The 14825-nt window shown below is 54.4% G+C and carries 10 protein-coding genes; 2 read left to right on the top strand and 8 right to left on the bottom strand.

The genetic code is table 11. The features are described 5' to 3' along the window. Nucleotides 1-80: 80 nt before the first annotated feature. Nucleotides 81-1880, top strand: a complete 1800-nt coding sequence (locus tag KDC22_RS12260; protein ID WP_211723219.1) for a sensor histidine kinase — start codon at nucleotides 81-83, stop codon at nucleotides 1878-1880. Then, on the top strand, nucleotides 1870-3477 hold the full coding sequence (locus KDC22_RS12255) for a response regulator transcription factor (RefSeq protein WP_211723218.1): 1608 nt from the start codon (nucleotides 1870-1872) through the stop codon (nucleotides 3475-3477). The genes KDC22_RS12260 and KDC22_RS12255 overlap by 11 nt, the downstream gene beginning before the upstream one ends. 809 nt (nucleotides 3478-4286) lie before the next feature. Here the strand turns inward: KDC22_RS12255 and KDC22_RS12250 are convergent. The 8 genes from KDC22_RS12250 to KDC22_RS12215 form a co-directional block, all read right to left on the bottom strand. Next, a complete protein-coding gene (locus tag KDC22_RS12250; protein ID WP_211723217.1) occupies nucleotides 4287-5201 on the bottom strand; it encodes a phosphotransferase in 915 nt (304 codons plus the stop codon). A 63-nt stretch (nucleotides 5202-5264) separates the two neighbouring features. Beyond that, complete coding sequence (locus KDC22_RS12245; protein ID WP_211723216.1) at nucleotides 5265-6383, bottom strand: GNAT family N-acetyltransferase; 1119 nt, start codon at nucleotides 6381-6383, stop codon at nucleotides 5265-5267. A 79-nt stretch (nucleotides 6384-6462) separates the two neighbouring features. Beyond that, complete coding sequence (locus KDC22_RS12240; RefSeq protein ID WP_211723215.1) at nucleotides 6463-7770, bottom strand: ABC transporter substrate-binding protein; 1308 nt, start codon at nucleotides 7768-7770, stop codon at nucleotides 6463-6465. 69 nt (nucleotides 7771-7839) lie between these two features. Next, entirely contained in the window at nucleotides 7840-8670 is an 831-nt protein-coding gene (locus KDC22_RS12235; RefSeq protein WP_211723214.1) for a carbohydrate ABC transporter permease, read from the bottom strand. Between the two features lie 12 nt (nucleotides 8671-8682). Next, a complete protein-coding gene (locus KDC22_RS12230; protein ID WP_173137504.1) occupies nucleotides 8683-9594 on the bottom strand; it encodes a carbohydrate ABC transporter permease in 912 nt (303 codons plus the stop codon). 63 nt (nucleotides 9595-9657) lie between these two features. Then, a complete protein-coding gene (locus tag KDC22_RS12225; RefSeq protein ID WP_211723213.1) occupies nucleotides 9658-10968 on the bottom strand; it encodes an ABC transporter substrate-binding protein in 1311 nt (436 codons plus the stop codon). 199 nt (nucleotides 10969-11167) lie between these two features. After that, nucleotides 11168-12754 carry a response regulator gene (locus KDC22_RS12220; RefSeq protein WP_211723212.1) on the bottom strand — a complete coding sequence of 529 codons (1587 nt, stop codon included), beginning with the start codon at nucleotides 12752-12754 and terminating at the stop codon, nucleotides 11168-11170. A gap of 2 nt (nucleotides 12755-12756) precedes the next feature. After that, nucleotides 12757-14571 (bottom strand): sensor histidine kinase, encoded by a 1815-nt coding sequence (locus KDC22_RS12215; RefSeq protein WP_246553517.1) that lies wholly within the window; start codon nucleotides 14569-14571, stop codon nucleotides 12757-12759. Between the last annotated feature and the right edge of the window lie 254 nt (nucleotides 14572-14825).

Here is a 14825-nt window from a genome sequence, read left to right as displayed (position 1 = left end):
TGAAAAAATTGTTGGATGAGCTGAACGGCATAATCAAGTACCATAAGCTTGTGAAGGTCCAGTACTGGAGGGGAACTCTAATGAAAGATAAACACAGGCTCAGTCCGTTATCCTTCCGGCAAAAGCTTATCCTTACCTCTATCGCCTGCCTGGTTATACCGGCTATCGGGATGCTGTATATCACCATTGTCTACTCCAAGCTCATTATCCGGGAGCATTCCCTGGAAAAAGCTACGCAGTCCCTGACCATTGTCCAGTCGCAGATTGATGTGATCTTCGAAGAGATGGTGTCGGTCTCGAACTTCGTCCATTTCGACCCGGAGATCAAAACCCTGTTGGAGGATGCCAAGACCAATCCGGTGGCTGCGAGATCCCTGACAAGCCGTCTGGAGCAGGTGGCCGGCGAGACCCTTGATCTGCGGATTACGCTGGTGGATAAGGAAGGACATGCCTATTCCGATTATTCCTTCTACGACTATGATCCGCGGCAATTCCTGAAGCAGCGCTGGTTCTCCACCCTGGAGCAGCTCCCGCCGTATGACACTTTATTTATGGGCGCGGAGGACAATTACCTGACGTCTCTTGCGGCCGGGCAGCCGTTCGTCTTCATGACCGCGCGTGCCTTAAGAGAAGGAACAGCGTCTTCCCCCTATGCTTACCTTATTGTCAGTCGCAGCGAGGCTTCCATCCGTGAGCGGTTTGCTTCACTGGAAGAGGATGTCTATCTGCTAAGCGACAAGGAGACGATTCTCTCCAACCGGAATCCGTCCCTCATCGGCTCCAATTTCAATACACTGCTGCCCATAGATGAGCTGGTCTTCCCGGAAATCGTAGAATTCAAGCAGGAGAATCAGCTCCTCCTCTCCCTGCCGCTCAAGTACGCCAAATGGAGGTTAATCAGCGTAGCTCCTTATGAGCAGCTCACGGAAAGATTGAACGGGATCAACCGGACAGGACTGTTGTTCCAGGCTGTTTTTGCGGTCAGCTTCCTGTTCGCCTTAACCTATCTGCTGCGGAGGTTCACCAAGCCCGTGCTGGTGCTGGGCAAGGTGGCCCGCAGAGTGGAGGACGGGGATCTGGCGGTGCGCTCGGGCATTCGGGGAGCCGACGAGATCGGCAGCCTGGGGCTGTCCTTCGATAACATGCTTGACCGGGTACAGCTGATGCTCAGACAGGTGGAGACGGAGCAGGAACTGAAGCGCCAGGCGGAGATTGCCATGCTGCAGGCCCAGATTAATCCGCACTTCCTCTTCAACGTGTTAAGCTCGATCCGGCTGAAGCTGCTTATGAAGCAGGATGAGGAGAACGCTTTTATCGTAGGCTCCTTATCCTCCATGCTCCGGGCCACCTTGTCCAACCAGGATGAATTCGTCTCCGTTGCCTATGAGCTGGATTCCGCGAAGCAGTATATGGAGCTGATGAGATTCACCATGAGGTATCCCACAGACTCTGAAGTCCGGGTGAACAAGGAGCTGCTGCTGGAAACATTGCCAAGGTTCATTCTGCAGCCCATTATTGAGAATGCTTATAAGCACGGGTTCATTCAAGGCGGGGGACGGATTACGATCTCCATTGAGAACCTGAAGTCCAGGCTTCACATCAGCGTCGAGGATAACGGCACCGGAATGGATGAGCCTACGCTGGCCTTATTATTGAAGCAGATTACACAGAAGGATATAGAATTAGATCGCTTGAACATGGCCGGTCCCCCTGAAGTCCAGCTCTCTCACGGCATCGGATTGATCAACGTCTATCAGCGGCTTAAGCTCATCTACGGGGAGCGCTTCGAGATGGAGATTGAGAGCCTTCAAGGGGAACGTACAACCGTAAGGTTAGTGCTGCCGCTCAAGCGGATTGGAGCAGATGGACATGAACTATAAAGTAGTCTTGGCCGATGATCATTATCCGGTACTGGAGTATTTAAGCGCCGCTATTCCCTGGGACACCCTTGGACTTGAGTTGTCCGCTGCGTGCTCGGACGGCAAACAGGCCTGGGAAGCCTGCCAATTGCATCAGCCCGATATTCTGCTGACGGATATCGGGATGCCCGCGATGAATGGCCTGGAGTTAATCCAGAAGGCACGCGAGGTGAACCCCCAGCTTCAGACGATTATCTTGTCCTGCCACGGGGAATTCGAATATGCGCAGAAGGCGGTGAAGCTGAATGTGGCCGAATATATATTGAAGGAGAGCATGCAGATTGATCAGGTGATTGCTGTATTGACCGAGGCGGTCTCCCGTCTTGAAGTGAAGCTGCAATCCCGCAACAGCTACCTCCAGATGCAGAAGCTCGTCAGCCAGAATCACTCCGCGATCCGCACGAGGTTCATCCGCCGGTTCGTCGAGCAGCCGGTCTGGGATGAAGCAGAATGGTTCGGACAAGCCGAGGGGATGGGCATTCAGCTCCAGCCAGGGCTTCCTTACCTGCCGGTGCTGGCGGTCCCGGAACGCTCCTATGAGCTGGAACGGCGGTTCGGCGGAATCGTGAACCTGCAGTTTGTCATGGATAATGTGCTGCAGGAATTTCTGGAGATCGAAGGAATCATTCAGTTCGCCTTAAGCGAACGGCAGTTCATCTTGTTCATCCCTTTTCCGCGTATGCTGATCCGCAATCTCTATGAGGAGTACCGGAACAAATTCCTGTACGTGCAGAAGATGTCGAAGCTGCACCTGCGGATGGGGATTTCATTCTTTTACGGCGAGGTGACGCCCAGCCTGATCGAACTGAAGAAGCAGCTTCAGGCGTTGCTCGATGCCCAGGCGCTGCGTTTCTATACGGCGGAGGGGGCGATTATGAAGCTTGCGCCTGTGAAGACTTCCGGCGAAGACCTGTTCGTGCACTACTCGGAGATTCTGCAGCAATTACGGGATTGTATCCAGCATGAGGATGGTTCACAGGTTACCGCTACGGTTGCGGAGATCAAGAAGGTGATCGGGGACCACCAATACCCGGTGGAAAGTGTAAAAAGCTGGCTGCTCAAAATGGTGATGGAGCTGGAACTGAAATATGTGGTGATGCAGAACTTCGTCAATAACTTCAACAGTGAACGGCATCAGCGCTCCATCCAGGAGTTCGAGACCCTCGATCAGCTGATGGAGTGGCTGGAAGACTTCCTGAAGGATAAAATTCTGATGCTGCGGTCCATGTGGAAGCAGAATGTCCGAAAAGAGGTGGCGGAAGCCAAGCGGTATGTCATGAATCATACCCACGAGAAGGTCAGTATGGATGAGATGGCCCGGCGTCTGGGCCTGAATCCCACCCATTTCAGCCGGTTATTCCGCATCGAGACCGGACTGACCTTCATTGAGTATGTGACCAAGATGAAGATGGAACGGGCCAGGGATCTGCTCAATCAGACGAACCTCACTGTAGTGGAGATCGCGGAGCAGCTAGGCTATGACAATGTCAGCTATTTCATCAAGCTCTTCCGTAACTTCTCCGGGATGACCCCGGCGGAGTTCCGCAAATCCCTCTAGGCTGGGGGAATGAGGATGGTGAAGCTGTCACTGCGGGAAATATATGAGCTGAATGGAATGAGGGCCAAACGGGGAACGCTGGGGACGTTGGGGATGTTGGGGACGCTGGGGACGCTGGGGACGTTGGGGGACGACGAGGACGCTGGGGACGCTGGGGACGTTGGGGGACGACGAGGACGCTGGGGACGCTGGGGACGTTGGGGGACGACGAGGACGCTGGGGACGACGGGAACGCCGACTACACTGCTGCAACAAGCAAGTGGATAAACGTATCTTAGTTTGTGAATTTCAGGAGATTACGGGCAAGCAAGTGGAAAAACTCCAACTACTACGGGTGGTTTCAGCTACTTTGGGTGAAATGCGATTATTTAAGTGTCATTTATCCAACTGCTGTTCTAACAGGGGGCATTTGTTCCTCAGCAAGTGGAGAAAATCCAACTGCTGTAAGACGCCCTTAAGTTTAACCTGAAGCTTCGTCGTCACTGCGGTGAACATTTGGACTTCCGGCCGCTGTTCGTCAACAGATTTCTTCAATTATTCCGCTGTTCGCGGCCCAAATCCGGTGACGGCTGATGCTTCCGAAGCTAGCTTTCCTGCGGACAGCTTTCAGGCGGTGGCTGCCGCTTCTACAGTTCCAAATTTCCCCCTCCGCTTCTTTTGCTTTTTGTTTATTTCATTGGCTATGTTAAATTCTAATGTTCCTCAACATAAAGCGGCATCAGAGAAGGCGGATCGTACCTTATCGCGGCCTTTAAACGACAAAATGGTGCCGATCACCATATCCCCATAGCGGCAACGAAGTAATGAGCCTAATCCGACAGTGCCCGCATGATGTTGGATTTCGCCTCTGCCGCAATCGCTTCATTCCCGTCATCGACCGCTTGCATTAAGATCAGCATGGGGATGTATACCGCGATCAGCCGCGCCAGCAGCTTCGTCTCCTCGTCCGCTCCTCCGTATGTTTCGAAAAACACGCCGCGGGCGTAAGGTGGTAAAAAGCTATAAGCAACGCTCAAATCGCAAGCCGGATGGCCTACGCTCAGATCGCCCCAATCAATGATGCCGGAAACGATCCCGTTCTCATTCACAAGCATATTTTTGAAATGAAGATCGCCATGTAGCAGTGCATTCACCGCCTCGACACGGTCCTTTTGCAGCCTGCTAATATACGCTTCGATCACACCGGACTCCTCCGGCGACAAGTATTCAACCACCTTCGATAGAAAGCCCTCCAATTTCACTTTGCGCGATGCTATGTCCGTCAAGTTTCGATGATCTTGCTGAACTCCGCACTCCAGCGCCGCCTGCACCGGAAACTCATGCAATCTCCGCAAAAATTCCGCCAGCGTCTCTGCCGATAGTGCCCGGCGTTCTTCCGTCAAACCGATGGGGAAATCTCCTGGCACGTGGGCATAGCCAAGAAATGGTGCCGGGTATTCGTCACTTGCTTCGCCATAAAACAACGGTTTCGGATAGGGGATGGTCAAATATGCCTCAAGCTTCGGCAGCAGCTTCCCTTCCATACGAATCGCGCCAACTGCAAACGTTCTTCTTGGAAACCGGAACACGTACTCGTCACCGATGAGAAAAACCGTATTGTCCCAGCCCCAGCCCAATCGCTTCACTTGCTTCGATGACAGCTGAGGGAATTGTCTGCCGATCAGCGTCCGCGCCTGCTCTTCGTTAACCTCCCACTCCGCATCCCATACATTCGTTCCTCCCATGAATTGTCTGCCTCCTCCCGCTTGTTCATTGCCCTATTTTCGATTATCGCGGAACAGAATTACTCAGAACTTATCAATCTTGTACCAGAACAGCGGCAGCGGGAACCAATCTGCGGGCGCATCCACCGCCATATAACGGCCATGCCGGGTAAGCAGAAGCGTCTGAGCTTCCAGCCTGTCCAGGACCACAGCTCCCGGCTTGGCAGACCGCTCAACGCTCACGCCCTCTTCGTCCACCCGCGCCGTCACCGGCTGTCCGTCCATCACTGCGGAGAATTCTCCCGGGACGATGCCTGTGGTCTTGAGCTTCAGCGTCAGATAAGCCTTCAGCACATTGGCGAAATCCAGAATATGATACATATCTGAGTTCTCGGTCACAAAGTCTTCGGCTATGCTGCCAAGAGACTTATTCAGCGGGATGTCATATTCCGGCGCGTACATCGTTAGTCGCCCGGCTCTGCTGTAGGCCATATATGCCTTAAGCGTCCGCAGTATATCGCCCGGATTCTCCACTGCGAATTCAGCAATATCATCGCCCGCTTCGTTGACCACCAGATAGCCGATCAGCTTGCCCTGATCCAGAACGCCAAGTGTCTTTTGACAGAGGGTGCTGAAAATCAGCGGTAATTGCTCTAAGTTACGCTCCACATAAGCAAGCTGCGAGGTGTTCAGATTGTGCGCAAATTCCGCTCCTCCTTCCAGCTCAAACAGCGGGCTGAAGGAGATTCCGGTGTCATCCACCCCTCTTAAGCCATGGCGCACATTGGCCTCTGCCACGGTATACTTGAGCTTGATACCGCCAAGCGTGAAGCCGAAATACTCATATCTCTGCCGTTGTCCATATAATACAACCATATCACAGGTGCCCCGCAGCTCTTCAAGCCACAGGTGCATAAGCGCTTTCATATGCCCTTCACCGCGCGCACGCGGATGGACCGATACGGTCCCCAGATAGCCGGTCCGCAGCGTATCCTCTCCTACCCGTAAAACCTCAGGGAACACAGCCACCAGTGCGCGCAGCCTGCCCTGCTCATCCACAGCCACCTTATGCATGGCGGAAGAATCTATACTCGTGTCATAAGCCTTGGGCATCAGGACCTCAAAATCAAAGTGGAAAGCATGGTTGGCCAAGTCTATGTATTCCTCGCGTTCGTGCGGAGCTGCCGTTCTGTAGTTAACCATTGGTTAGACTCCTTCAGACTGCATATTTAACTGCCTCTCTGACTATATTCTAGAGGCATCCGCCATCTCCTGCCGCAGTCTACTCTGATTCCCGCCGCCTTGCCGCGGCCTGATCTATCGCTTGCTGGATATCGGCCAGGGCTGCCTCCAGGGGCTGCCCGGCCAGATATTGGTTCACGCCCTCCTGAATCTTCACCTGTAGCGATTCGGTGGATACCGTGTGCGGCCAGTAGAGCGTGGCGTCCTCCCGCGTGACCGCCGCTGCAATGGAGGATACGGAATCGGTCCGGTCTGTCGGCGCCGAGATGACGGAAGGCACGGCCAGCGCGCCTGCGGCGAGCTTCTCCTGTGTGGTTCTGCCGTTCATGAACGCCACGAACTGCTTGGCCTCCTCCGGGTGCTCTGTCCGGGAGCTGATCACCCGGTAAGTGCCGACATTGATATTAGGCACCGTCTTCACGCTGCCCGGCACCATCATGAACCGGATATCCTGTGCAGGGTTGCGCTCCTTGATGCTGGGGATGTCCCAGGTTCCGGTAATAATCATGGCTGCCCGGCCTGTGCCGACCAGATCCTTGGCCTGCTCGTGCTTCAGGCTCTTCCAGTTCGGCGGTACGAACCCCCGGTCAATAATGGACCGGTGCTTCTGGATCGCATCCACGAATACCGGGTCATGCGTCCGGATCTCCCCGCTCTCCAGCTTCTTCGTCCAGGCGGCATCGGCCCCGTTATCTGACATGATCGACCCCCAGAAGAACTGGGCCGTCGACCATTCAGCATCCATTGCCACCGGAATAAGCCCTTCCCCCTTCAGCTTCACGCAGAGCGCCAGGAACTCGTCCCAGGTGCGCGGAACCTCCAGCCCGAGAGAGTCGAACAAGGTTTTGTTGTAGAGCAGCCCGTCACTGTGCATGACCTCCGGCGCACCGTACACCCGGCCGCCGACCGTAACCGGCAGCAGCGAGTTCGGATAGAATTCCTTAAGGAATTCGGCCCCGGTTAAGTCCAGATACATATCGCTCCGCAAGGCACGGAATTCCTCGAACAGGCTGGGCGACCAGGTATCGAATACATCCATCGGCTCGCCGCCCAGCAGCCGGATCTTGATCCCTGCCGTATAATTATTATTCTGAATGAAGTCTGCTTCGATCTGGATATGGGGATGAAGCTTCTCAAATTCAGCAATGGCATCGAAATACACCTTGCCCGCCTGCGCCGTATCCAGCAGGTAGCTGGAGTAACGCAGCGTGACGGGTTCACGCCCGCCCGGCGCTTCACCGGACCCGGACAAAAGGGAGGCGTCCGTACGGCTGCGGGCATCACACCCGGCAATCATGAGCAGCAGCAGCATAGCTCTGCCCCAAATCCCGATTGTTCTCGTAATCATGACGTCCCCCTCCTTCCCATTCTCCATTCTTCTATTCTGAGCGTACAGCCGTCCTCCGTCAACGGACAATCAGAGCTTGCCCCCCGAAGTTGCAATCCCTTCGATGAATTGTCTCTGGAACAGGATGTAGATGAGCAGCATCGGCCAGATCGCCAGCACGGAAGCCGCCATCAGCTCCGGGTAATCCACGGCGAAGGCGCTTTGAATCTTCGCCAGAGCCGAGGAGAGAGTTGCCGCGTCCGAGCTTGTGTTGACGATCATCGGCCACATCAGGTCCTTGAAGGAGAACAGGGCCGTGAATATCCCGAGGGCCACCAGACCGGAGCGGACCAGCGGGAGCATGATTCTGGCAAAGGTCTGCCCGATATTGCAGCCGTCAATTTTGGCCGCCTCCTCCAGCTCCTTCGGCAGTCCCATGAAGAATTGTCTCAATAAGAAGGTGCCGAAGGCGCTGACCAGACCCGGGAACAGCAAGGCAAATATCGTATTGCGCATCCCCAACGCATCGACCATCAGATATTGCGGGATGATGAAGATCTGCGTCGGCACCATCATCTGAAACAATACGAGACTGAAGAAGAAATTGCGCCCCGGGAACCTCAGCCTGGCAAAAGCATAAGCAGCCATCGCACTGAACATTACGGCACACAGCACCCGAAGCGCCATCATCGCAAAGGTGTTCCAGTACAGGACCAGAAAGTTATTCTGCCGCCACACCTCCAGATAGTTCTCCGCCCGCCAGATCTTGGGGAAAAAGATAAAAGGGTTCATCGAGGTGGACTCCGTAACCGACTTGAACGAGGTCAGCACCATCCAGACGAACGGAAGAATCATGGCGGCCGCTCCCAGGAGCAGCACAAGGTGGGCTAAGATCCGGTTAAAGTATTTATGTTTGGCCAATAGTGCCGCCTCCTACATGTAGTTGACCCATTTTTTTTGCGCCCGCATCTGGAAGAAGGTGATGATCATGATCAGCGCGAGCAATACCATTACAACCGCTGAGCCATAGCCCTTATTCGAGTACTTGAACGAGTTATTATAGAATAGATAGACTAGCGATACGGTATGGTCATAGGCCGGGTTGCTCACATCAATCATCATATAGATGACATCGAACACCTGCATGGCCTGAATAATCGTGGTCACCACCACAAAAAACAGGGTGGGCGAAACAAGCGGCAGGGTGATGACGAAGAATTGGCGCACCCGGCTGGCCCCGTCGATATCCGAGGCTTCATAGAAGTCCTTCGGAATCTCCTGAAGACCGGCGAGCAGCAGCACCATATTATAGCCGATGACACTCCAGATGCCGATCACCGCGATGGACAACATCGCAACCTGCGGGTCCGTCGTCCAGTTGACGGCCGGAAGGCCCAGCTTGGATAGCCCGTGATTAATGAGGCCGTAGTGCTGGTTGTACATCCAGCGCCATACCATGGTCACTGCCGCAGGAGCGGCGACCATCGGGATGAAATAGATCGTGCGGTACAGCGAGCGGCCCGCGAGCTTGCCGTTCAGCAGGACGGCCACCAGCATGGCGATGGCAATGCTGACAGGCACGACCAGCAGCGTATAGAGCAGTGTATTGCCGACAGCGTGCCATACCTGAGGATCATGAATCAGCTTGCGGTAGTTCTCCCATCCAATGTAGATATTGCCTCTGCCGAAATCTCCGCTCTTGAAGAAGCTAAGGTAGGCGGTCTGTATAATCGGGATGAAGTTGAGGACGATAAGGCCGATCATCGTTGGTGCGATCAGGAACCAGCCCCAGGACCATTCATTCCAGGTTTTGGCACCGATTTTCCTCTTGACGGTATGATTCATCTGCTTCCCTCTCCTATCAAACTTGCGGCAGCCCCCAGGCTGCCGCAGGCATATGGCTCATGCTTATTTCTCTTCCGCCAGACTCTCATTCATGACCTTGGCTGCATTGCGGGCTGTTTCCTCCACGGACACTTTGCCGGAGAACGCCGGCTTCAGCGCTTCATACGCCTTATCTTCCCAGACAGCCGTTGTATTGGAATACGGACGGATTACCCCATAGCTGACCATGTCAACGAATGCCTTGATATTGAAGGTCTTGTTCGAGTCAACCCACTTGTCAGCCGCACCTTTGTACGCCGAGATGGCAACGCCCAGCTCCGCCTGGCGCTCCTGGCCTGTCTTGGAGCTTAAGTATTCCACGAACTTCCACGCTTCCTCGGGATGCTTCGTCTTGGCGTCAACCGCATTGCCAAGGCCGTTATAGATGGAGGCCTGCGCAGCCTTCTTGGGCAGCACGGCTACATCGAAATTCTTCGCCATGAACTCATTCTCTGTGAACCCGCTCAGGTTCCACGAGCCGAAGAGGCCCATCGCCGCCTTGCCGTTCTTCAGCAGATCGGCACGCTCGGCATCCCCGTACACCTCAGGGGACAGTCCGTCACGTACGAAGCTTACGTAGTAATCAAGGGCCTCGATCGTCTTCGGATCGTCATAGCCTGACTTCTTATCCGCTGTAATAATGGTGCCGCCGTTCTGATAGACGAAGTTGTAATACCCTTCCTGGTTGTGCATCGGTGCGAGGAAGCCGTACACCCCGTCCTTCGTGAGCGCTTTGGCGGCGCTGTGAAGATCATCCCAGGTCCAGCTCTCATCCGGGTATTTCACGCCCGCCTGGTCAAACAGTGTCTTGTTGTACCACAGCCCGATGGTATCGAAATCCTTCGGAACCGCATATTGCTTGCCCCCCAGATTATAGATCTGGTTCAGGCCTTCCGGGTAATTCTCCAGCTTGACGTCTTCGCTCTTACCGATGCGGTCTGTCAGATCAAGCAGCATGCCATTGTTCGCGTAGCGGTAGATCTCATTGGAATGCATCCAGAATACATCCGGCAGCGAGCCGCCGGTGGCTCCCGCTTCCAGCATCGTCCAATAATCGGACCAGCCGGTCACCTCAATATTGACCTTGATGTCCGGGTTCTGGCTCTCGAATTCATCGGCAATGGTGCGGATTCCCTTCTCCTGGTTGGAATCCCAGATCGCATAGGTCAGCTCAGCCTTCTCGCCGCCTGCCGCCTGGGTGGCTGCCGCGGCATCCGTTGGCGCTGCCGATGGTGACGCTGATGTATTGCCGTTGCCATTACCATTGCCGCAAGCCGTCAAGGTGACCGCCGCAAGTAAGATGGACAACACCGTCGCTAAGCTTTTTTTCTTCAATTGAATGACCCCCAACTTCCATTTAGGATGTGCTGCATCTGCTGCATCTCCAATAGTAGGTGAAGGCGGCCGGTATCGAAATGGCTGTTTTTTACGGAACATTTCCTTTTTTTGACCATTCGTCAGCTGCACAGAGAAGCGCATCCGCAGCGGATGCACTTCTTTTACAGTGTCTGTTCTTTTTTTGACAATTGCCGTTCTAGCCCCGGTATTCCTCGGGACTCATCCCGCTCAGCTTCTTAAACAGCTTGCTGAAGTATGCGGTATTCGGATATCCTACGCGTTCTGCCACCTCATATACCTTCACATTCTTGTCCTTAAGCATGTGCTTAGCCTTCTCCATGCGCAGCCGGGTCAGGAAGCTGACGAAGTTCTCGCCCGTCTCCTGCTTGAATACCCGGCTGAGATACGAGGCGTTCACGTTGATCCGGTCCGCCACGGATTGCAGGGAGATCTCCTCCGCATACAGCTGCATGATCAGCTCACTCGCCTGCTCCGCATAACTCCGGGAGGATTCGCCTTCCGACATCTGCGCCCTGCACTGCTCCAGATAACCGGCGACGGTCTGGTGCAGCCCCTCCAGGCTCTCTTCATGGAGGATGCTCTCGTACACCGTAAGCCCGGCTTCGTTCGGCTCGGGAAGCGCCGGAAAGCAGGACAGAATCGCCCCAAGCATCCGGATGTAGGTCGAACGCGCCGCCTGCTTCGTGCAGCCCTCCAGCAGCAGGGTATCCTTCAGGCTGTTCAGGAAGGCAAGCGCCCCTTCACTTCCGCTCTCGGTATCCTGCCTGAACTTCCGCATGGAAGACCTGTCGATGAACAGCCGCTCCCCGCTTCTCTGTCGGCTCCTGGCTTTATCATAGAAGGACAGGCCGCTCCCGCCCGCGAAGAACAGCTCGTCCAGAGCCATATCCGCCTCCTGATAGGCCCTCTTCAAGCCGCCAAAGCCGGGCGCGGGGCCGCTGACGCCGATGGACAGCGTCAGCTTCAGGAAATCCTTCATGGCCGCCTGAATCTTAGCGGCCGCGCGTTCGATCTCGGCGCGGACAATCCGCCCTTCCGGCCCGAGGTCCAGCAGCAGTACATATTCCGCGGAGTTCATCACAATGATCTCCTTCGCCCGCTTACGCGGAAGAATCTCTTCAAGAATATTGGTGACAGAATAACGCAGCAGCTTCTCATCCTGCTCCACATACTTGCGTCTATGCTGCTCGAAATGGTTAATCCGCAGCTTCAGGAGCACCATTGGCTCATCCGCCAGGCGGATACGCAGGGATTCGCGGTTAGCCTGCACATCTCCGGCGGCCTTGAAGCCGCTGATCAGCTCCTTGAAGAGCGTCTCCTTCAAATACCCGATACTCTCCTTATAGGAGCCTGGCGGCATTTCGCCGGAGCCTGCGCGGGGGATGCGGGCCGACCGCTTCCTGACAATATCAAGCACACGCAGCAGCTGCGACGGCTTCATATCACTTTTAATCAGATAGTCTGTTGCTCCAAGCCGGAGCGCCTCCTGCGCATATTGGAATTCCTCCAGGCAGCTTAGGATCACGAACTGTCCGTCCAGGTCCAGCCGCCGCGCCTCGCGGATCAGTTCAAGGCCATCCATCACGGGCATCTTGATGTCTGTAATAATCAGGTCGGGCTTGTGCGTCCCGGCCAGCTCCAGCGCCTCCCGGCCGTTCGCCGCTTCACCGAGAATCGTAAAGCCTTCCTCTTCCCATTGAATAATCGACTTCAGGCCAATACGCATTAGCAACTCATCATCCACGATAAGAACACCCAGCATATTCATCCTGCCTCCTTCCTGCTCCTTATAGGAATTCTGATCACGAATACCGCGCCTTGCCCCGGACTGCTCTGAAAGGATACCCCGTAAGGCTCGCCATATACGCGGCGGATACGCTGATGTACGTTGATAATGCCGATGCCGCCGCTGCCTTCTGAGCCGTCAAGCCTGGATTGGAGCTGGTCCGCCGCCGCTCCGCTCATACCCGCGCCGTTGTCTTTTACCGTAATGGCAAGCTCGGAATTCCCGGCGTATCTGACCTCGATGGACAGCAGACCGTCCTCCTGATCGGCAATCCCGTGAAAGATCGCGTTCTCCACCAGCGGCTGAATGCTGAGCTTGGGAATCTCCTGCTCCGCAAGCGCCGGTTCGATTTCACTGTGGAACTCGATACGGTTGAAATAGCGCACCTTCTGGATCACGATGTAATGATCAATATGTTCCAGCTCTTCACGGATGGGAACCAGCCTGTTATCCGTTTTGGCAGTATAGCGGAGCATGGCAATCAGCGCCTCAGTCATCTCTACAATTTTGTCCGAATGCTGCATGGTGGCGATCCATTTGACCGAATTCAAGGTATTGTAGAGAAAATGGGGGCTGATCTGCGCCTGCAAGGCCCGGATCTCAGCCTCGACCTTCTGCTCCTGCTCCACGTAGATCCGTTCCACCAGCTGCTTCAATTCGGCTGACATCTGCTCGAAGCGGCTGGCCATCACCCCAATCTCGTCATTGGACCGGACCACAGGCAGGTTGTCGAATTTGCCCTGCTCCACAAGCGTCATATTGCGGATTAACTGCTTGATCGGCCGGGTAATCAGGTTCGACATATACACAGAGCTGACCAGGGCGAATAACAGAAGCACAACGATGATCGTCCACAGGTTCCGCTTCAGGATATCGCTCTCGACAGCCAGCTCCTCCACCGGCATATACATATATGTCTTCCAATCATGCTCCTCGAACGGTGCCTGGATGAGAATATAATCCTTGCCCGATACACGGACGATCTGCCGGTCAAGGCCTGCGGTAAGCACCCCTTCACGCACCGGAAACAGTGACCCGAACGGCTGTCCGATCAGGCTGTAATTGTTATTGAATATAATCCTGCCGTTGTCGTCTGCGACCGTGAAGGCGGAGCGGTTCCCGGCCTGCATCCGTTTGTTCAGCCGGTTGATGAAGTCAATATCCACGCTCACGGCCATGACACCGAGCAGCTTGCCATTCTCCATATCGAATATTTTGCGCAAATTATAAATGGCCCAGTTGTCGTCTCCCTTGGTCTGCATATCCAGCCTTGTCGGCAAATCACGCGTAATATCGTCGGAGCGTAGGAAATCATTGAACCATGCCTCATTCCTGGGATGATAGGTGTAATCAATAGGCTTGTTCGGAGCGATATAGAGGTCGCTGCCCTTATTCAAATTGTATACATAAATGGAGATCGCGCGGTCCTTCATCGTAATGTAATTCATCAGCAATTGCGTGGCTTGCAGTTCGTTGGGGACGGAGCTGTCATGCAGATAATTCTGGACCGGGTAATTCTCCTGCGAGACGGCGGAAATATAGCTGTTAATCCCGTAGCTGGAGATGAGGGAAATCTGCTTCGTATCCTCCAGGAACTCTTCAATACGGATGTTCGACTGCCTCGTAATATCGGCCAGCAGATCCGTATATTTGCGCTCCAGCATCTGCTGGGAAGAGATGTAGGAGTTCACAGACATGATAATGACCGGGATCAGAATGGCCAGCAGAAAAAAGAACATCATTTTGTTCTTCACACTCACAAAGCGGCGGGTCTGGGCCAAGTTATATTTCAAATGATAACCTCCAAGTGGCAGCGATGATGGTGTAACTGATAGAATACCTCTAATGATAGACTCCCGGGGGCTTTCTTTCTACCCTGCGCTGCATGTCTTTTTTTTACTCTTTTTGCTCTCTTTTTTACCTCTGGGGGCCTGGAGGACTATCCGGCTGGCAGGATTCCACTATCCCCCCGCGCAGCATCGTATGCTGCGGATTTCCCGCCATAACCCAGATCGTAAAGAAAGGAACAAAAACAGTAAAAAAGCTT

Origin of the sequence: Paenibacillus tritici, assembly GCF_018207515.1 — a bacterium.
Taxonomy (GTDB): domain Bacteria; phylum Bacillota; class Bacilli; order Paenibacillales; family Paenibacillaceae; genus Paenibacillus_AQ; species Paenibacillus_AQ tritici.
The sequence above is the reverse complement of the archived record's forward strand: the minus strand, read 5'-3'. Positions and strand labels throughout refer to the sequence as shown.

Coding starts and splice junctions, on each gene's coding strand:
- KDC22_RS12260 (WP_211723219.1), top strand. CDS start 81: ATGAAAGATAAACACAGGCTCAGTCCGTTATCCTTCCGGCAAAAGCTT.
- KDC22_RS12230 (WP_173137504.1), bottom strand. CDS start 9,594: ATGAATCATACCGTCAAGAGGAAAATCGGTGCCAAAACCTGGAATGAA.
- KDC22_RS12245 (WP_211723216.1), bottom strand. CDS start 6,383: ATGGTTAACTACAGAACGGCAGCTCCGCACGAACGCGAGGAATACATA.
- KDC22_RS12255 (WP_211723218.1), top strand. CDS start 1,870: ATGAACTATAAAGTAGTCTTGGCCGATGATCATTATCCGGTACTGGAG.
- KDC22_RS12240 (WP_211723215.1), bottom strand. CDS start 7,770: ATGATTACGAGAACAATCGGGATTTGGGGCAGAGCTATGCTGCTGCTG.
- KDC22_RS12250 (WP_211723217.1), bottom strand. CDS start 5,201: ATGGGAGGAACGAATGTATGGGATGCGGAGTGGGAGGTTAACGAAGAG.
- KDC22_RS12220 (WP_211723212.1), bottom strand. CDS start 12,754: ATGCTGGGTGTTCTTATCGTGGATGATGAGTTGCTAATGCGTATTGGC.